Consider the following 17538-nt stretch of genomic DNA (forward strand, 5'->3'; position numbering starts at 1 on the left):
CACGGATGACCAATCTCCTGGACCGCTCCCTCATCGTCGTGACCGGCAAGGGCGGCGTCGGCAAGACGACCGTCGCGGCCGCGCTCGGCCTGCTCTGCGCCCGCCGCGGCGGCCGCACCATCGTCTGCGAGGTCGGCGCGTCCCAGCGCCTGCCGGGGCTCTTCGGCGTCGCGGCCGGGGCCCCCGGCGACGAGGTCCGGCTCGCCGACGGCCTCTTCCAGACCTCCGTCGACCCGATGCTCACGATCGAGGAGTGGATCGGCCGCCAGCTCGGCTCGCGCTCGCTCACCCAGGTCCTGGCGCGCTCCAACGCGTTCCAGTACTTCGTGGCGGCGGCCCCGGGCGCGCGCGAGGTGCTCACGATCGCCAAGACCTGGGAGCTCGGCCAGGACGAGCGGTGGGACCGCAAGGCCGCCGGCTACGACCACGTGATCGTCGACGCGCCCGCCTCCGGGCACGGCATCGGCCTCCTGCGCGCCCCCGCCACGATGTCCGGCGTGACCCGCGGGATCGGCCCCGTCGCCACCCAGGCGGACCTCGTCACCCGCACCCTGAAGGACCCGGCGGCCAGCGCCTACGTGGCGGTCGCGCTGCCCGGCGAGCTCCCGGTCACCGAGACGATCGAGCTCGACGGGCTGCTGCACGACGCCGTCGGCCGCACGCTCGACCACGTCGTCGTCAACGCCGTCCTGCCGCGCCGCTTCGCCGGCGAGGAGCTCGAGGCGCTCGCGGCCGCCGACGGCGCGGTCCCCGAGACCGTGCGCCGCGCCACGCTCGGCCAGGCGGGCCGCGTCCGCGAGCAGCAGTCGCAGCTGCGGCGGCTGCGCAAGCACGCCTCCGCCCCGGTCAGCACGCTGCCGTTCGTCAGCTCCCCCGAGCTGCGCCTCGAGGACGTCCAGGCGCTCGCCGACGAGCTCGGCCGCCGGCTCGAGGGCTGACCGCTACTCGATCCCGAGCCGGTCCAGGAGGCGGTCGTCGCCACGCCAGCCGTGCCGCACGCGCACGGTGAGATCGAGGTGGACCTGCATGCCCATCTCGCGCTCGAGCTCCTTGCGGGCCTTCGTGCCGATCGCCTTGATCATCTTCCCGCCGGTCCCGATGAGGATGCCCTTCTGGGACTCGGTCTCCACCCACATGAGCGCCCGGACGCGGACGAAGTCGTCCCGCTCCTGGAAGATGTCGTCGATCACGACCTCGACCGCGTGCGGCACCTCCTGGCGGGTGCGGCGCAGCACCTGCTCGCGGACGAGCTCGGCGAGCAGCACGTGCTCGGCCTGGTCGGAGGTCTCCTCGGGCGAGAAGTAGAACGGGCCCTCGGGCATCAGCCCGCGCAGGTGCTCCAGCAGCGCCACGACCCCGTCGCCCTTGTGCGCGCTGATCGGGAAGATGTCGTCGGCGATGCCGAGATCCTCCGCGTCCTTCAGCATCGTGACGACCTTCGTGCGGTCGCAGCGATCGAGCTTGTTCACCGCGACGACGACCGGGACCTTCGCACCGCGCAGCGCCGCGGCGATGAAGCGGTCGCCGGGCCCGACGCCCTCGACCGCGTTGAGGACCATCAGCGCCGCGTCGCTCTCGCCGAGCTCCTGCTCGACGCGGCGCTGCATCCGCTCGGTCAGCGTGTCGCGCGGCCGTTGCACCCCGGGCAGGTCGGTGAGGACGAGCTGCGTGTCCTCGTGCGTGACGACCCCGCGGATCGCGCGGCGGGTCGTCTGCGCCTTGTCGGAGACGATCGCGATCTTCCGGCCCACCAGCGCGTTGACGAGCGTCGACTTGCCGACGTTGGGCCGACCGGCGATCGCGACGAACCCCGAGCGGGTCACCAGCTGAGGATCTCCGCCTGCACCGCGAGCATCTCGCCGTGGTCGGTCTCGTGGTCCATGCCCGTCAGGTGCAGCACCCCGTGGACGACCGCCTCACGCAGGTCGACGGTGTGCTCCGGGCAGATCACCACGTCGCCGAGCTCGCGCGACTCCGGCGGACCCGGGATGTCCTCGAGCTCGTCGACCGGGAAGCTCAGGACGTCGGTCGGCCCGTCCTTGCCGCGGTGCTCGCGGTTCAGCTCCGCGATCCGCTGCGCGTCGACGAACGTCACGGCCAGGTGGCCGTGCTCGATCCCCGCGGACCCGGCGGCGAGGCCCGCCAGCCGCTCGATCTCCGGTGGCGGCAGCTTCGTCACCAGCCGCTCACCACCGATCACCTCGACCTCCAGCACGTGCGCCCGTCGCCGTCCGCGCGCCTAGGCGCGCTTGCGGTCCGTGGCCGGGCGCAGGCCCGGGGCCTGGCGCTCGGCGTGGTCGGCGTACGCCTCGACGATCCGCTGCACGAGCCGGTGGCGCACGACGTCCTCGCCGCCGAAGCGGATGAAGTCGATGCCGTCGACGTCGGTGAGGATGTCCCCCACCGCGATCAGGCCGGACTGGTGCTCGCGCGGCAGGTCGACCTGGGTGACGTCGCCGGTGATGACCATCTTCGAGTTGAAGCCCAGCCGCGTGAGGAACATCTTCATCTGCTCGGGCGTCGTGTTCTGCGCCTCGTCGAGGATCACGAACGAGTCGTTGAGCGTGCGGCCGCGCATGAACGCCAGCGGCGCGACCTCGATGACGCCCTTCTCGAGATGGGCGGTCACCTTCTCCGGCTCCATCATGTCGTGGAGCGCGTCGAACAGCGGGCGCAGGTACGGGTCGATCTTCGCCATCAGGTCGCCGGGCAGGAAGCCCAGGCGCTCGCCGGCCTCGACCGCGGGGCGCGTGAGGATGATGCGGCTGATCTCGCGCCGGTGCAGCGCCGCCGCCGCCGCGGCGACCGCGAGGAACGTCTTGCCGGTGCCGGCCGGGCCGACGCCGAAGGTCACCGTGTTCTGCCGGATCGAGTCGACGTAGCGCTTCTGCGTCACGGTCTTCGGCGCGAACTTCCGCGACCGGTGACGCCAGACGACGTCCTCCAGGACCGCCGACGGCGACTCGTGCTGCTCCAGCGCGTTGCTCACCGTCCGGATGGTGCCAGGTCCGATCTCGTGCCCGTGCTTGACCAGCTCGTCGAGCTCGCGCACCACGGTCGTCGCCGCGGCCAGCGCCTCGGCGTCGCCGTCGAGCGTGATGAGGTTCCCGCGCAGGAAGACGTCGCAGTCGACGTGCCCCTCGAGCGCTCGGAGGATCTGATCCCCGCTGCCGCTCAGCGCGGCCGCGACCTCGTTGGACACTTCGATCTGACGCCTCAAGTCCTCAGGACCTCCTGCACGATGGTGGACACCCGCTTGCCGTCCGCCTGGCCTGCGACGCGCGCCATGGCGGCCTTCATCACCAGCCCCATGTCCTTCGGGGACGTGGCTCCGACCTCCGCGACGGCCTCCCGCGCGATCTCGCGCAGGCGGTCGTCGTCCAGCTCCGCGGGGAGGTAGGCCGTGATGATCTGCGCCTCCGCCTCCTCGGCGGCGGCCAGCTCCTCACGGCCGGCGTCCCGGAAGGCGGTGGCCGACTCGACGCGGCGCTTGCGCTCGCGACGCAGCACCGTGGTCTCGTCGTCCCCACCCTCCTTGGCGGCCTTCTGCAGCTCGCTCAGCACCATCCGCAGCGCGGCGACCCGCTCCTTGTCGCCCGCCTTCATGGCGGTGACGAGGTCCTGCTTGACGGTGTCGGCGACCGGCACGGAACCGATCATACGCCCGGTCCGGACGGCTCCTCGGTCGCGGACGCGGTGTCGGGCGCGGGCGCGCTCGTGGCGGTCGGGGGTTCGAGTCTGGCCGGATGGCCCAGGCGTCCGAGCTCGGACGTGTCGCGCCCGAACAGCAGGCCGACGTTCCAGTCCAGCAGCAGCCGCAGACGGCGCTTCGTGCCCGGCATCGCCATCAGGTGGTAGGTGCGCGCCAGCCACCAGGCGGGCAGCCCGCGCCACTTGATGCCCATCGTGCTCGCCACCGCCTGGTAGCGGCCCATGTCGACGAAGACGCCCTTCGTCTTGAACGTGAACGGGCGCACGCGACCGGTGCCGAGCGCCGCGGCGACGTTCTTCGCCACCCGTCGGCCCTGGCGGATCGCGTGCTGTGCGGTCGGCGGGCAGGCCTCGCCCTTGCGGGCCGGGTCGGGCACGCCCGCGGCGTCGCCGATCGCCCAGACGCCGTCGACGCCCGCGACCTTCATCGTCGCGTCGACCTCGATGCGGCCGCCCTTGCCCAGCGGCAGGCCGAGCTCGGCCACGACCGGCGCCGGCTTGACGCCCGCGGTCCACACCACCGTGCGGGTGCGGACGACCTCGCCGTCGGACAGGCGAGCCGTGTCGGCGGTGACCTCCTCGAGCGTCGTCGAGGTCCGGATCTCGATCCCGCGGCTGCGCAGCTCGGTCTCGGCGAACGACGCGAGGTCCCGCTGGATCTCCGGCATGACCTGCTCGCGCGCCTCGACGAGGATCCAGCGGATGCCGTGCGTGCGGCAGCGCGGGTAGAGCTCCAGCACGTCGGCCGCGAAGTCCTGCAGCTCGGCGAGGCCCTCCAGGCCCGCGTAGCCCGCGCCGACGAAGACGTAGGTCAGCCACGCCGCGCGCTCGCTCGGGTCCTCCGTCGACTCCGCCGCCTCGAGCGTGCGGATGACGTGGTTGCGCAGCCGGATCGCCTCGGGCAGGTCCTTGAAGCCCATCGCGTGCTCCTCGAGGCCGGGGACCGGGAGCGTGCGGTTCACGGCGCCGAGCGCGACGATCAGCTGGTCGTAGGGCAGCACCTCGCTGCGGCCGTGGACCGACTGCACGGTGATCGTCTTCTCCGCCGGGTCGGCGGAGGTCACCCGGCCGAGCCGCAGGTCGGTGCCCTCGCGCAGCTCCTCGCGCAGCGGCACGACGACGTGCCGCGGCTCGAGCGTGCCCGCCGCCGCGCCCGGGAGCAGCGGCGTGTAGAGCATGAAGTTCTGGTCGGTGACGACCGTGATGCGCGCGCTGTGCTTCGGCAGGACGCGCTCGAGGGTGCGGGCGGCGGCGAATCCGCCGAACCCGCCCCCGGCTATGACGACGTTCCAGGCCATGTGCTCACCATAGGCCTCCTCCTACCCGTGAGGCCAACCGCACAAGCCTGTCACAAGCTCAGGCGGGCGCGGCCGCCTCCGTCGCCTCGCCGCTGGTCGGCTCGCCGAGCCCGAGGTGGCGGCGCAGGAACGCGACCTGGTCGGCGCTGGACCGCTCGAAGCCGTCGCCGACGTAGATCTCGAAGTGGCCCATCGGGTAGCGGATCAGCTCCCCGTACGGCGCCTTCTCCGCCGCGGCGATCGCGGGACCGGGCGGCGTCGTGTGGTCGTCGTCGCAGACGCAGTAGAGGATCGGGCACGGGATGTCCTGCGCCTTGGCCCCCGGCCGGTAGAGCGCGATCCGCAGCGCGATCCGGGCGCAGACCTCGTTGCGCCAGCGCGAGTGCGGCGGGGCGATCGCCTCGAAGCCGGGCTTGGCCTCCGCGGCGGTGAGCAGCGCGAAGCTCCCCGGGTCCCCGACCACCGGCATCATCTTCGGGGGCCGGCCCAGCAGCGCGGCGGCCTGGTCGGCGAGCCCGGCGGCGGTGGCCTTGGCCAGGTTGACCGGGGGGATCTCCTTCAGCGCCGCGAGGCCGTCGACGTACGGGGCCTGCGCGATCACGCAGGCGATCGCCGACGGGCCCGTCGCGCCGTGGCGGATCGCCAGCGCCTGCGCGTGCCCGCCGCTGAACGAGGAGCCCCACAGCGCGATCCGGGCGGGGTCGACGCCGTCCAGGCGCCGGGCGAACGCGATCGCCGCCTCCCAGTCCTCGTGCTGCTTGCCGATGTCCAGGAGCTGCCGTGGCTCCCCGGTGCTCGCCCCGAAGTACCGGTAGTCGAACACCACGACGACCATGCCCGCGGCGGCGAACCGCTCCGCGTACTCCGGCATCCGGTCGTCGCGGGTGGCGGAGAAGCCGTGGCCCATCACCACGCAGGGCGCGTCGCCCTGCTGGTCCTCGGGCCGGTAGACGTAGGCGGCGCACTGCTCGCCGCCGGACGGGAAGGTCGTGTCGATCCGCGGGTGGGCCATGGCGCGATGCTACCCCGCCCGACGCCGCGGATGTGGCGGATCTGCGCCGTCAGGCGCGCTGCAGCAGCAGGGCGGCCCACTCGCCGCCCTCGCGGCGGTCCGCCTCGACCAGTCCCAGGCGCTGCGCGAACGCGTCCGCGACCTCGTCGGCCTCCGCCCGCAGCAGCCCGGAGGCGATCAGCCGGTCCGGGACCCGGTCCTGCGCGAAGCCCTCCTGCGCGACCCGCAGCAGCAGCGGCCGCAGCAGGTTCGCGAGCACCAGCGGCGCGTGCGGGGACGGCCCGTCGTAGACGAGGTCGTGGCGCTGCGCGGCGACCGCGACGCCGTTGACCGCGGCGTTCTCGCGCGTGGCCTGCACCGAGGCGGGGTCGTGGTCGACGCCGACCGCCGGCCCCCAGCCGAGCGCGACCGCGGCGATCGCGAGCACCCCGGAGCCGCAGCCGACGTCGACGACCGCGCCGCGCTCCACCATCGGGTCGTCGGCGAGGCCGAGCAGCAGCTCCAGGCACAGCCGGGTCGTGTCGTGCGCGCCGGTCCCGAACGCCTGCCCGGGGTCGATCACGAGCTCGCGCACCGGCGGCTCCCCCGGCGCGGCGGCGTGCGGCGGGCACCACGGCGGGCGCACGTGCAGTCGCCCGCCGACGAGGATCGGCTGGTGGAAGGCCCGCCACCGCTCGGACCAGTCGTCGGCGACCTCCGTGGTGCGGATCTCGACGAGCGCCCCGCCCGCCGCGGCCTCGAGGTCGGGCAGCTCGGGGATCTCCCCCGGCGCCCCGTAGATCGCGAACTCGACGACGTCGGCGGAGATGTCGGTCTCCTCCACCCCGGACGGCGCGAAGGTCAGGAGGTCGGCGAGCGCCAGCTCGGCGTCCGCGCGGCGGACCCGGACCGCGAGCCGGATCACTGGCCCATGAGCCGGCGCAGCTTGCCGACCATCGTCTCGTCGTCGCGGAGGTTGTCCTCCGTGATCGTGCCGGCGAGCTGCTCCAGCAGGCGCTTCTGCTCCTTGGAGAGCCGGCGCGGGATCACGACGTTGACGACGCCGCGCAGGTCCCCCGCCCGGCCCGGACGGCGCAGGACCGGGACGCCGCGGCCGCGCACGGACAGCACCTCGCCCGGCTGCGTGCCGGCGGGCACGGTGAAGGTCACCGGGCCGTCGAGGCCCTCGAGCTCGATCGTCGTGCCCAGCGCCGCGCGCGGGGCGGGCACGTCGAGGACGGTGACGAGGTCGTCGCCGTCGCGCAGGAAGCGGTCGTGCGGGCGGACGACCACGAGCACGTAGAGGTCCCCGGCGGGCCCGCCGAGCTCGCCCGCGTGCCCGCGCCCGCTGACGCGGATCCGCTGCCCGTCCGCGATCCCGGCCGGGATGTCGACGTCGAGCTCGCTGAGCGTCACCTCGCGGCCGCGCCCGCGGCAGGTCGTGCACGGCTGCTCGGGCACGCGACCGTCCCCGTGGCAGGTGTCGCACTCCACGGTCTGCACGACCTGGCCGAACGGGGTGCGGCGCACGGCCTGCAGCCGCCCCGCCCCGCCGCAGCGCTCGCACGCCCGGATCGGGGTGCCGGGCGTCGCGCCGTTGCCGTGGCAGGTGCTGCAGGTCCCGACGACCTCGAAGCTGACCTGCTGCTTGACGCCGGTGAACGCCTCGGCGAGGTCGATCTCGACCTGCACCGCGACGTCGCCGCCCGCGGCCGGACCGCCGCGCCCGCCACCGCCGCCGAACGGGCCGCCGCCCCCGCCGAAGAACGCGTCGAAGAGGTCGCTGATCGAGCCGAAGCCGTCGAAGTTCGGGGCCGCGCCCGCCCCGCGCAGGCCGTCGTGGCCGTAGCGGTCGAACGTCGCGCGTCGCTCGGGGTCGGAGAGGATCTCGTAGGCCTCCGCGGCCTCCTTGAACTTCTCCTCGGCCTGCGGGTCGTGCGCGTTGACGTCGGGGTGCAGCTCGCGGGCGAGCCGGCGGAAGGCCTTCTTGATGACCGTCTCGTCCGCGTCGCGCGCGACCCCGAGGATCTCGTACGGGTCGCGCTTGGTGGAACTGCTCATTCGTAGACCTCTTCGATGAAGCGGGAGAGCTGGAAGGCCGCCTCGCGGACGGTGTGGATCGCGGCGCCGTAGTCCATGCGGACCGGGCCGATCACCGAGACGGTGCCGAGCTTGCGGGCGGGCAGGCCGTAGCCGGAGGCGACCACGGCGAGCGAGCGCAGCGCCGGCGTCTCGTTCTCCTGGCCGATGCGCACGAGCACGTCGCGCTCCCCGAGCGCGGACTGCAGGACGCCCAGCAGCGACACGCGCCGCTCGAGCATCGTCAGCAGCTCGTTGATCTGGGTGAGGTCCTGGACGCCGTGCTCGGCGAGCAGCCGGGCGGCCCCGTCGACGTAGAGCGTGTCGTCGGCGGTGGCGGCGAGATCGGTGAAGACCGGGCTGAGCGCCTGCAGGAACGCGCGCTCGCCCGGCCCGAAGGACGGGTCGTTGAGGCGCTGCGCGAGCATCCGCGCACCGAGGCCCATGCCGACCAGGCGGCCGTTGAGCTCGTCGGCGGCCCAGGAGACGAGGCCGCTGTCGACGGGCGCGTCGAACGAGAACAGCCGCTTGGTGACGCCGCCGGTGCTGGTGATGACGACGACCATCAGCACGGTCGGCTGCAGCGCGAGCACCTCGATGTGCCGGATCGTCGCGGTGTCCAGCGGCGGCGCGGAGACGATCGCCAGGAGGTTCGTGACCTGGCTGAGCGTCTCGGTGGTGACGCGCATCGCCTCGTCGACCTCGCGGCGGACGAGCTGGAGCTCGAGCGGCTCCTGCGGCGCGGGCAGCGGCAGCTGGCCGCCGAGGAGGCGGTCGACGACGTAGCGGTGGCCCGCCTCGGTCGGGACGCGGCCGGCGGAGGTGTGCGGGTGCGCGAGCAGGCCGTGCTCCTCGAGCAGCGCGAGCTCGTTGCGGATCGTGGAGGGCCCGCAGTCGAGGTCGGGGTCGGCGGCGAGCGCCTTGGAGCCGACGGGCGCGGCGGACACGAGGTACGCGTCCACGACCTTGCGCAGGATCGTCTCTTGGCGGGGGCTCAGCACCACCCCCACATGGTAGGAGACGTCGCGGAGCGTGCGGGCCCCGGACGCCGCTCAGCGCAGGTCGAGCTCGGCGACCGCGTCGCGGACGATCGGGCGGTCGGCCTGGGTGGCGACGGCGTCGACGGTCGCGATCCCGTCCTCGACGGTGCGGACGGTCCCGGTGACCGTGATCTCCTGCTCCGGGAGCCCCATGCCGCGGAACTGCACCGCGAGGCTCCGCAGCGTCGCGGGGCCACCCGCCGCCTCGGTGTGGGCGCGCGCGACCTGCGCCATCGTCCAGAGCCCGTGGAGGATGCGTCCGGGCAGGCCGACGGCGCGCGCGAACTCCTCGTCGACGTGGATCGGGTTGAAGTCGCCGGAGGCGCCGGCGTAGCGGACGGGCAGGAGCTTGTCCGGGGTGACGACGAGCTCGGGGAGCGGCTCGCCGGGCTGCAGGGCGCTCACGGGTCAGGCCTCGCGGACGACGTTCGTCCACGTGCCGACGCAGACGATCTCGTCGCGCTGGTTCGTGGAGGTGGACACGAAGGTGTAGAAGCCGCGACCGTCCCGCTCGGTGATCTCGTGCACGGTCACCGTGGTCGCGATCTCGTCGCCCGCCACGACGAGCGGTCCCCAGCGGAACTCCTGGCCCGCGTGGACCATGTGCGCGAAGTCGATGCCGACCTCGGGGTCGAACAGCGCGGGGCCCAGCGCAGGGGCGGCGTAGACGGCGACGAACATCGGGGGCGCGACGAGGTCGGCGTAGCCCGCCCTGCGCGCCGCCTCGAGGTCGTGGTGCAGCGGGTCGGTCTCTCCCACGGCCAGCGCGTACTCGCGGATCTTCTCGCGGCCGACCGCGTAGGTGGCCGCGGGGAAGGTCCTGCCGACGGCGCGGGTGGAGACGGGCACGCCCCGACCCTAGCCCACGGCGCGGTCCGCCCGGCCGTGCGGGTGCCCGCCGGCCGCCGGTGCGGCGGGCACCGGGCGGGGCGACCGGCCGGGCCCCGAGGCGACCGCGACGGCGGCCGGGACCGGGGTGGGCGGCGGGATCCGCTCGACGCGGGCGCGCTGGGTGGCCACGACGCAGGCCAGGACCCCCAGCGCCGCGGCCGCGGTGCCCGGGCCGACGGCCTCACCGAGCACGAGCGCCGACCAGCCGAGCCCGAGCAGCGGCTGCGCGAGCTGCACCTGCCCGACCTTCGCGACACCGCCCCGGGCGAGCCCCGCGTACCAGGCGAAGAAGCCGAGGAACATCGAGAAGACCGAGACGTACGCGAATCCCGCCCAGGCGGTCCCGGGGACGCCGGAGACGGGCGTCGAGGCGAGCGACGCCGCGGCGATCGCGGCCGTGAGCGGGAGCGCGAGCACGAGCGCCCAGCAGATCGTGCGCGCCCCGCCGAGCTCGCGCGCGAGGGCCCCGCCCTCCGCGTAGCCGAGCGCGCAGACCACGGTCCCGAGGAGCATCAGGCCGTCGGCGCGGGTGGGGGCGCCACCGCTGGTGGCGAGCGCGAAGCCGCCGACGATCAGCAGTCCGGCGGCGGCCGCCAGCCAGAAGCGGCCCGACGGCCGCTCGCCCGCGCGCAGGACCGCGAACGACGCGGTCAGCGCGGGCAGGACGCCGATGACGACGATCCCGTGCGCCGCGGTCTCGGTCTCGAGCGCCAGCGAGGTCGCCAGCGGGAAGCCGACGACGACCCCGGCGGCGACGACCAGCAGCCGCCGGGTCTGGGGGCCCGTGGGCCGTGGAGCACGCCCGACGGCGAGCACGGCGACGGCTAGCAGGGCGGCGACGGTGGCGCGGCCGAAGGCGACGAGCCACGGGTCGAGCCCGCCGTCGACGGCGACGCGGGTCGCGGGCAGGGAGAACGAGAAGGCCACGACGCCGAGCGCTCCGAGGAGCAGCCCTTGCGTTTCTCGACCGGGCGCAGTAGCGTTACTGTCATCTCTCATGCACAACGATAACACCGAGCACCGCGTTATCGAGGACGTGAGGGCGGCTGCGAGGCTCCTCCCACCTGGCAGCCGCCTTCCGTCCGTGCGGGAGCTGACCGCCCGCCACCGCGCCTCCCCCGTGACCGTCCAGCGCGCGATCACCCGGCTGGCCGCCGAGGGCGTCGTCGACCCCCGGCCCGGCAGCGGCACCTTCGTCGCCGAGCGCGCGGCCTCCCCCGCCGCTCCGTCGTCCGGCGACGGTCCCGCCGACCTCTCCTGGCAGGAGGTCGCGCTCGGCGGCCGCCCCACCCACGCCGGCGCCCTCGACGAGCTGCTGCGCCTCGCCGGGCCCGGCGAGCTGCCGCTGAGCACCGGGTACCTGGAGCCCGCGCTCCAGCCGCGAGGCGCGCTGGCGACCGCGCTGGCCCGCGCCGGGCGCCGCGAGACCGTCTGGGACCGCGGCCCGACCGCCGGCCTGCCCGAGCTGCGCGCCTGGTTCGCGCGCGACGCCGGCGGCGCGTTCACCGCCGACGACGTGCTCGTCACCGCGGGCGGGCAGGCGGCGCTCGCCACGACCTTCCGTGCGCTCGCCCAGCCCGGCGAGCTGCTGCTCGTGGAGTCCCCCACCTACCTCGGGGCGCTCGCGGCCGCCCGCGCCGCCGGCCTGCGCGTGGTGCCCGTCCCCAGCGACCGCGACGGCGTGCGCCCCGACCTCCTCGCCGACGCGTTCAGCCGCACCGGCTCACGGCTGTTCTACGCGCAGCCGACGTACGCCAACCCGCACGGGGCCGTGCTCGCGCCCGACCGGCGCGCCGCCGTCCTGGACGTCGTCGCCGCGGCCGGGGCGTTCCTCGTCGAGGACGACGCGGCGCGCGACCTCGCGATCGACGGCGACCCGCCCCCGCCGCTGGCCGCCGACGACCGCCACGGCCACGTCGTGCTGCTGCGCTCGCTGACGAAGTCGGTCGCCCCGGGCCTGCGGGTCGGGGCGATTGCCGCGCGCGGGCCCGCCGGCAGCCGGCTGCGCGCCGCGCGGCTGCTCGACGACTTCTACGTGTCCGGCCCGCTGCAGCAGACGGCCGTCGACCTCGTCGGCTCACCGACCTGGCGGCGACACCGCAAGCAGCTGCGCAGCGGCCTCGCCGCCCGGCGCGACGCGCTGCTGGCCGCCCTGGCCGCCACCCTCCCCGATGCCGTGCCCCTCGGTCGGCCCGCCGGCGGCTTCCACGTCTGGGTGCGCCTGCCCGACGGCGTCGACGACGTGCAGCTCGCGCTCGCCGCACGCGCCGCGGGCGTCGTCGTCAGCCCCGGTCGCCCGTGGTTCGCCGCCGAGCCCCCCGCCCCGTTCCTGCGCCTCACCTACGCCGGCGCCCCACCCCGCGACCTCACCGAGGCCATCACCCGCCTCGCCGCCCTCATCTAGCGGCCGAACAGGGAGAACGTCGGCTCCACGGCGAACTTCTCCATGTTCGACCGCTTAGAGGATGGTGGCGACGGCGCCGCCGTCGACCGACCAGGCGGCGCCCGCCACGCTCGCGGCGCGCTCGCTGCAGAGGAAGACGACGACGTCGGCGATCTCCGCCGGGGTCGACATGCGGCCCAGCGGCGCCTTCGCCGCGCGCGCCGCGATCGCCTCCTCGCGGGTGCCGCCGTCGCGGCCCGCGAGCTGGTCGGCCATCCCGCCCTCCCCGACCCACAGCTCGCTGGCCGTGATCCCCGGGGCGACCGCGTTGACGAGCACCCCGCGCGCCGCGTAGGCGTCCGCGAAGGCCCGCGAGAGCGACAGCTGCCCCGCCTTGCTCACCGCGTAGGCGGCGTTCATCGGGGACGGGCGCTTGCCCGCCGAGGAGGTGACGTTGACGATCCGCCCCCAGCCCCGGTCGGCCATCCGGGGCGCCAGCGCCTGCATCAGCCGCATCGGGGCCATGACGTGCAGCTCGTGGTTGCGGTGCCAGTCCTCGTCGGTCAGCTCCTCCAGCGCCCGCACGTAGGACGTGCCCGCGTTGTTGACGAGGACGTCGACCGCCCCGAAGGCGTCGTGCGCGGCGTCCAGCACCCGCGCGGGCGCCGCCGGGTCGGTCACGTCCGCGACGCACGGCACCACGCGGCCCGGCCCGGACGCCGCCTGCGCGACCGCGCCCAGCGCGTCCTCGCGGCGGGCCACGACGAGCACGTCGGCGCCCTCCGCAGCCAGCCGCAGCGCGATCTCGCGGCCGATCCCCTGGGAGGCGCCGGTGACGACGCACGCACGGCCGGTCAGTCCGAGGTCCATGGGCGGGAGCCTACGAGGACCCCGTCGCGGGCCGGCCCGCCCGCCCGGTCTGCCAGCATCCCGTCCGTGTCCGGCACGGTGCTCAGCGTCAACGTCGGCCGCGCCCGTGAGCACGGCGCAAGCCGCGGGCGCCCGGTGCGCAGTGCGATCCGCAAGGCCCCGCAGCCGGGCCGCGTCGCGCTCCACGGCGAGGCGCTCGCGGGCGACGAGCAGGTCGAGCGCCGCTACCACGGCGGCCCCGACCAGGCCGTCTACGCGTACGCGTCGGAGGACCTCGCCTGGTGGGCGACGGAGCTCGGGCTCGACGCGATCTCGCCGGGCACGATCGGGGAGAACCTCACGACCCGGGACGTCGACCCCAACGGCGCGGTGATCGGCGAGCGCTGGCGGGTCGGCCCGGTGCTGCTGGCGGTGACGGCGCCGCGGATCCCGTGCGCGAAGCTCGGGCGCGTCTTCCCGGGGACCGGCATCGTGCGGCGGTTCGCACACGCGGGCCGCACCGGGGCGTACCTGCGCATCCTCGAGCCCGGGGACGTCGGTGCCGGCGACGCGGTCACCGTGGTCGACCGGCCGGCGCACGGCGTCACGGTCGCGGACGTCGCGCGGATCGTGCAGCACGAGCGCCACCGGGCCGCCGAGCTGCGTGCGGTCCCGGAGCTCGCGTCGCGCCTGGCCGCCTGGGCGGCCGACGCGGACTGACGGGCCCGCGTCGCGCGGCGCCCGCCGACGGCGCGACTACTTCGCGTCGCCGAGCTCGAGGACCGCGAGGAACGCCTCCTGCGGCACCTCGACGCGGCCGACCTGCTTCATCCGCCGCTTGCCCTCCTTCTGCTTCTCCAGCAGCTTGCGCTTGCGGGAGATGTCGCCGCCGTAGCACTTGGCGGTGACGTCCTTGCGGAAGGCCTTGACGGTCTCGCGGGCGACGATGTGGGAGCCGATCGCCGCCTGGATCGGCACGTCGTACTGCTGGCGCGGGATCTTCTCGCGCAGCTTCTCGGTGAGCGTGCGGCCGACGCCGTAGGCCTTGTCCTTGTGGACGAGCATGCTCAGCGCGTCGACGACGTCGCCGGCGAGCAGCACGTCGAGCCGCACGAGGTTCGAGGCCTTCATGCCGGTGACCTCGTAGTCCAGCGACGCGTACCCGCGGGTCCGCGACTTCAGCTGGTCGAAGAAGTCCATGACGATCTCCGACAGCGGCAGGTCGTACATCATCTGCACGCGGTCGGCGGACAGGTAGGTCATGCCGTCGTGCTCGCCGCGCTTGTCCTGGCAGAGCTCCATGATCGTGCCGACGTACTCCTTCGGCGTGATGATCGTGGCCTTCACGTACGGCTCGCGGATCTCCTTGATCCGGGCCGGCTCGGGCATGTCGGACGGGTTGTAGACGTGCAGCTCCTCGCCGTTGGTGAGCGAGACCTCGAAGCCCACCGAGGGCATCGTGCACATGAGGTTGAGGTCGTACTCGCGCTCCAGCCGCTCGCGCACGATGTCCATGTGCAGCAGACCGAGGAAGCCGCAGCGGAAGCCGAATCCCAGGGCGTCGGAGGTCTCGGGCTCCCAGTGCAGCGCCGCGTCGTTGAGCGTCAGCTTCTCGAGCGCGTCGCGGAGGTCGCCGTAGTCGTCGGCCTCGATCGGGAACATGCCGCAGAAGACGACCGGCTGCACGTCGCGGTAGCCGGGCAGGGCCTCCTCGGCCCCCGCGCGCTTCGTCGTGATCGTGTCGCCGACGCGCAGCTTCGTGACGTCCTTGATGCCGGTGATGACGTACCCGACCTCCCCGACCGTGAGGTGGTCGGCGCTCGTCATCGCCGGGGTGAAGTAGCCGATGTCGTCGATGTCGGCCTCGGTGCCGGTCGCCATCGCGCGGATCGCCTCGCCCTTGCGGAAGGTGCCGTCGACGACGCGGATGTAGGCGACCACGCCGCGGTACTGGTCGAACTCCGAGTCGAAGATCACCGCGCGGGGCGCCGCGTCGGGGTCCCCCTCCGGCGGCGGGACCTTCTCGACGAGCTCCTCGAGGACCTCGAGCACGCCCTCCCCGGTCTTGCCGCTGATGCGCTTGATCGCGTCCGCGGGCTCGCCGAGCAGCTCCGCGACCTCGGCGGCGACGCGCTCGGGCTCGGCGCCCGGCAGGTCGATCTTGTTCAGGCACGGGATCAGCTCGAGGCCCGCGTCGACCGCGAGGTACGTGTTGGCGAGCGTCTGGGCCTCGACCCCCTGCGACGCGTCGACGACGAGCAGCGCGCCCTCGCACGCCGCCAGCGACCGCGAGACCTCGTAGGTGAAGTCGACGTGGCCGGGGGTGTCGATGAGGTGGAACTGGTAGGTCTCGCCGTCGCGCCGGGAGGTGAAGTAGACGCGCACCGCCTGCGACTTGATCGTGATGCCGCGCTCGCGCTCGAGCTCCATCGAGTCGAGCAGCTGCGCGCGCATCAGCCGGGGGTCGACCGTCTGCGTCAGCTCGAGGATGCGATCGGCCAGCGTCGACTTCCCGTGGTCGATGTGGGCGATGATCGAGAAGTTCCGGATCTGCGACTGGTCGGCCATGGGCGGCACACAGGATCGCACGCGGCCCCCGGCGGCCGCGTGCCGAGGCGCCCCGCGGCCCCCGCCCGGGTCAGCGGCCGCGTCGCAGGCGGCCGGCCAGCAGCCGCTGGATCTGCGCGGCCTCCCGCACGTCGAGCAGCAGGACGATCCCCACGTAGATGATCGTGCCGGCGGTCAGCGCGCTGCCGACGCTGACGATCTGGGCGGGGATGCTGCGCCCGAGGACCTCGTCCAGGCCCCACCACGTCCAGTAGGCCAGCAGCCCGAACGCGACGGCGGCCCCGACGATCTTCGCGATCGCCACCGCGGTCTCGCGGACCTCGAGGCGGTTGTCGAGCTCGCGGCGCAGGCAGTACATCTGCGCGGCGGTCATGAACGCGCTCGACGCGACCGTGCCCGCGACGATCCCCGGGATCCCGAACGGCCCGTAGAGCGCGGCGCTGACGACGACGTTCACGAGCAGGTTCAGGCCCGCGAGCTTCGTGGTGATCCAGGGCCGCTGCAGCGAGAAGAACGTCCGCGTCAGCAGCAGGTTCACGCCGCTGAACGGCAGGCTGAACGAGAACCAGAACAGCGCGCTGGAGACGAGCTTCGTGGAGTCCGGTCCGAACTCGCCGTGCTCGTAGACCAGCCGCGTGATCGGGGTCGCGAGCGCGATCGTCGCCGCGGCCGCGGGCACGAGCAGCAGGAAGATCTGGCGGAAGCCGTTGGCGGTCAGCGCGCGCAGGCCGTCGTGGTCGCGGCGCGCCGCGAAGCGGCTGAGGGCCGGGTACAGCACGGTCGCGACCGCGACGCTGAACATGCCCTGGGGCAGCATGTAGATGCGGAACGCGGCGTCGATCGCGCGCGGCGCCTGCTCGCTGACCAGCGCCCCCAGGAACGAGTTGATGAGCAGGTTGAAGTTGATCAGCCCGAGCCCGATCGTCACCGGCAGCATGAGCTTCAGCACCTGGCGGACCCGCGGGTCGCGCCAGCGGAAGTTCGGGGCGATGTTGAAGCCCATCCGCCGCAGTGCCGGGACGGCCATGGCGACCTGGACGACCGTGCCGACGAGGACCCCGATCGCGTACGCGTAGAGCTCGTCGTCGCCCGCGAAGAACGGCTTCGTCGCGACGAGGAGGACGAGGATCACGATGTTCCAGATCAGCGGCGACAGGGCCTGGATCGAGAACTGGTCGTAGGCGTTGAGGATCCCGACGAGCAGGCCGTTGATGCCCAGCAGCAGGACGATCGGGAACAGGACGCGGCTGAGGCCGACCGTCAGCTGGTCCAGCTCGCTGGTGAACTCGCCGCCGGTGAACAGCGGCATCAGCCACCCCGCGCCGAGCATGAACAGCGCGGTGATCGCGCCGAGGACGCTGAGCACGAGCCAGAACAGCGTCGACGCGAGCCGGAACGCGTCCTGCTTGCGGTCCTGCTCCAGCAGCTCGGTGAACACCGGCACGAAGGCCGCGCTGAGCGCCGCGTCGGCGAAGAGGCTGCGCACGACGTTCGGGACCTGGAAGGCGATCGTGAACGCCGAGAAGGCGCCACTGGTCGCGAAGTAGCTGGAGGCGACGATCTCGCGGATCAGGCCGGCGATGCGCGACAGGCCCGTCAGGGCGCTGAACAGCAGCGTGTTGAGGGCCATGGCGCGACCGCCGCCGCCGGGCTTGGCGGGGCTCGGCGGGGGACCGTCCTGTGCGGGGACCTGGGGCGTCACGCGCCGGGAGACTACGGACCGCTATC

Annotated in this window: 18 protein-coding genes; 3 read left to right on the forward strand and 15 right to left on the reverse strand. The window is 73.9% G+C overall.

The features are described from left to right. Positions 1-5: 5 nt before the first annotated feature. The gene (locus C7Y72_RS14785) at positions 6-938 is read left to right on the forward strand and encodes an ArsA family ATPase (RefSeq protein ID WP_158276877.1); all 933 of its coding nucleotides are present in this window, start codon (positions 6-8) and stop codon (positions 936-938) included. Positions 939-941: 3 nt separating this feature from the next. On the opposite strand, the gene era is transcribed toward C7Y72_RS14785, so the two are convergent. Genes era through C7Y72_RS14845 form a run of 12 tightly spaced genes read right to left on the reverse strand, consistent with a single transcriptional unit; the run spans position 942 to position 11009 of the window. Beyond that, complete coding sequence (gene era / locus C7Y72_RS14790) at positions 942-1823, reverse strand: GTPase Era (protein ID WP_233243886.1); 882 nt, start codon at positions 1821-1823, stop codon at positions 942-944. Further along, positions 1820-2215 carry an rRNA maturation RNase YbeY gene (ybeY, locus tag C7Y72_RS14795; protein ID WP_107569964.1) on the reverse strand — a complete coding sequence of 132 codons (396 nt, stop codon included), beginning with the start codon at positions 2213-2215 and terminating at the stop codon, positions 1820-1822. The genes era and ybeY overlap by 4 nt, the downstream gene beginning before the upstream one ends. 24 nt (positions 2216-2239) lie before the next feature. Further along, complete coding sequence (locus C7Y72_RS14800; RefSeq protein ID WP_154731989.1) at positions 2240-3220, reverse strand: PhoH family protein; 981 nt, start codon at positions 3218-3220, stop codon at positions 2240-2242. Continuing rightward, positions 3217-3648: a GatB/YqeY domain-containing protein gene (locus tag C7Y72_RS14805; protein ID WP_107569966.1), complete on the reverse strand. Its 432-nt coding sequence runs from the start codon at positions 3646-3648 to the stop codon at positions 3217-3219. The genes C7Y72_RS14800 and C7Y72_RS14805 overlap by 4 nt, the downstream gene beginning before the upstream one ends. Positions 3649-3656: 8 nt before the next feature. After that, complete coding sequence (locus C7Y72_RS14810) at positions 3657-5009, reverse strand: NAD(P)/FAD-dependent oxidoreductase (RefSeq protein ID WP_107569967.1); 1353 nt, start codon at positions 5007-5009, stop codon at positions 3657-3659. A gap of 58 nt (positions 5010-5067) precedes the next feature. Next, complete coding sequence (locus C7Y72_RS14815; RefSeq protein ID WP_107569968.1) at positions 5068-6021, reverse strand: alpha/beta hydrolase; 954 nt, start codon at positions 6019-6021, stop codon at positions 5068-5070. A gap of 49 nt (positions 6022-6070) precedes the next feature. Next, positions 6071-6925 carry a 50S ribosomal protein L11 methyltransferase gene (locus C7Y72_RS14820; protein ID WP_107569969.1) on the reverse strand — a complete coding sequence of 285 codons (855 nt, stop codon included), beginning with the start codon at positions 6923-6925 and terminating at the stop codon, positions 6071-6073. Next, entirely contained in the window at positions 6922-8061 is a 1140-nt protein-coding gene (dnaJ, locus tag C7Y72_RS14825; protein WP_107569970.1) for a molecular chaperone DnaJ, read from the reverse strand. The genes C7Y72_RS14820 and dnaJ overlap by 4 nt, the downstream gene beginning before the upstream one ends. Then, on the reverse strand, positions 8058-9083 hold the full coding sequence (gene hrcA / locus C7Y72_RS14830) for a heat-inducible transcriptional repressor HrcA (RefSeq protein ID WP_233243887.1): 1026 nt from the start codon (positions 9081-9083) through the stop codon (positions 8058-8060). The genes dnaJ and hrcA overlap by 4 nt, the downstream gene beginning before the upstream one ends. Before the next feature lie 48 nt (positions 9084-9131). Further along, positions 9132-9524, reverse strand: a complete 393-nt coding sequence (locus C7Y72_RS14835) for a MaoC/PaaZ C-terminal domain-containing protein (RefSeq protein WP_107569971.1) — start codon at positions 9522-9524, stop codon at positions 9132-9134. A 3-nt stretch (positions 9525-9527) separates the two neighbouring features. Further along, complete coding sequence (locus C7Y72_RS14840) at positions 9528-9968, reverse strand: FAS1-like dehydratase domain-containing protein (RefSeq protein WP_107569972.1); 441 nt, start codon at positions 9966-9968, stop codon at positions 9528-9530. A gap of 9 nt (positions 9969-9977) precedes the next feature. Next, the gene (locus C7Y72_RS14845) at positions 9978-11009 is read right to left on the reverse strand and encodes a DMT family transporter (protein WP_107569973.1); all 1032 of its coding nucleotides are present in this window, start codon (positions 11007-11009) and stop codon (positions 9978-9980) included. Here C7Y72_RS14845 and C7Y72_RS14850 point away from each other — a divergent pair. Next, a complete protein-coding gene (locus tag C7Y72_RS14850; RefSeq protein WP_107569974.1) occupies positions 11008-12414 on the forward strand; it encodes an aminotransferase-like domain-containing protein in 1407 nt (468 codons plus the stop codon). The two genes, C7Y72_RS14845 and C7Y72_RS14850, sit on opposite strands and share 2 nt — an antisense overlap. A 54-nt stretch (positions 12415-12468) precedes the next feature. Here C7Y72_RS14850 and C7Y72_RS14855 read toward each other — a convergent pair whose 3' ends face one another. Further along, on the reverse strand, positions 12469-13263 hold the full coding sequence (locus tag C7Y72_RS14855; protein ID WP_107569975.1) for an SDR family NAD(P)-dependent oxidoreductase: 795 nt from the start codon (positions 13261-13263) through the stop codon (positions 12469-12471). A gap of 66 nt (positions 13264-13329) precedes the next feature. Between C7Y72_RS14855 and C7Y72_RS14860 the strand changes: the two genes are divergently transcribed. Then, positions 13330-13962, forward strand: coding sequence for an MOSC domain-containing protein (locus C7Y72_RS14860; protein WP_107569976.1), 633 nt, complete (start codon positions 13330-13332; stop codon positions 13960-13962). A 36-nt stretch (positions 13963-13998) separates the two neighbouring features. Here C7Y72_RS14860 and lepA read toward each other — a convergent pair whose 3' ends face one another. Both lepA and murJ read right to left on the reverse strand, forming a co-directional pair. Next, on the reverse strand, positions 13999-15810 hold the full coding sequence (lepA, locus tag C7Y72_RS14865) for a translation elongation factor 4 (protein WP_107569977.1): 1812 nt from the start codon (positions 15808-15810) through the stop codon (positions 13999-14001). A 70-nt stretch (positions 15811-15880) separates the two neighbouring features. After that, on the reverse strand, positions 15881-17512 hold the full coding sequence (gene murJ / locus C7Y72_RS14870; RefSeq protein WP_107569978.1) for a murein biosynthesis integral membrane protein MurJ: 1632 nt from the start codon (positions 17510-17512) through the stop codon (positions 15881-15883). Between the last annotated feature and the right edge of the window lie 26 nt (positions 17513-17538).

It is taken from the genome of Paraconexibacter algicola (assembly GCF_003044185.1).
GTDB classification, from domain to species: domain Bacteria; phylum Actinomycetota; class Thermoleophilia; order Solirubrobacterales; family Solirubrobacteraceae; genus Paraconexibacter; species Paraconexibacter algicola.

Coding starts and splice junctions, on each gene's coding strand:
- C7Y72_RS14785 (WP_158276877.1), top strand. CDS start 6: ATGACCAATCTCCTGGACCGCTCCCTCATCGTCGTGACCGGCAAGGGC.
- C7Y72_RS14810 (WP_107569967.1), bottom strand. CDS start 5,009: ATGGCCTGGAACGTCGTCATAGCCGGGGGCGGGTTCGGCGGATTCGCC.
- C7Y72_RS14815 (WP_107569968.1), bottom strand. CDS start 6,021: ATGGCCCACCCGCGGATCGACACGACCTTCCCGTCCGGCGGCGAGCAG.
- dnaJ (WP_107569970.1), bottom strand. CDS start 8,061: ATGAGCAGTTCCACCAAGCGCGACCCGTACGAGATCCTCGGGGTCGCG.
- C7Y72_RS14850 (WP_107569974.1), top strand. CDS start 11,008: ATGCACAACGATAACACCGAGCACCGCGTTATCGAGGACGTGAGGGCG.
- C7Y72_RS14845 (WP_107569973.1), bottom strand. CDS start 11,009: ATGAGAGATGACAGTAACGCTACTGCGCCCGGTCGAGAAACGCAAGGG.
- C7Y72_RS14855 (WP_107569975.1), bottom strand. CDS start 13,263: ATGGACCTCGGACTGACCGGCCGTGCGTGCGTCGTCACCGGCGCCTCC.
- lepA (WP_107569977.1), bottom strand. CDS start 15,810: ATGGCCGACCAGTCGCAGATCCGGAACTTCTCGATCATCGCCCACATC.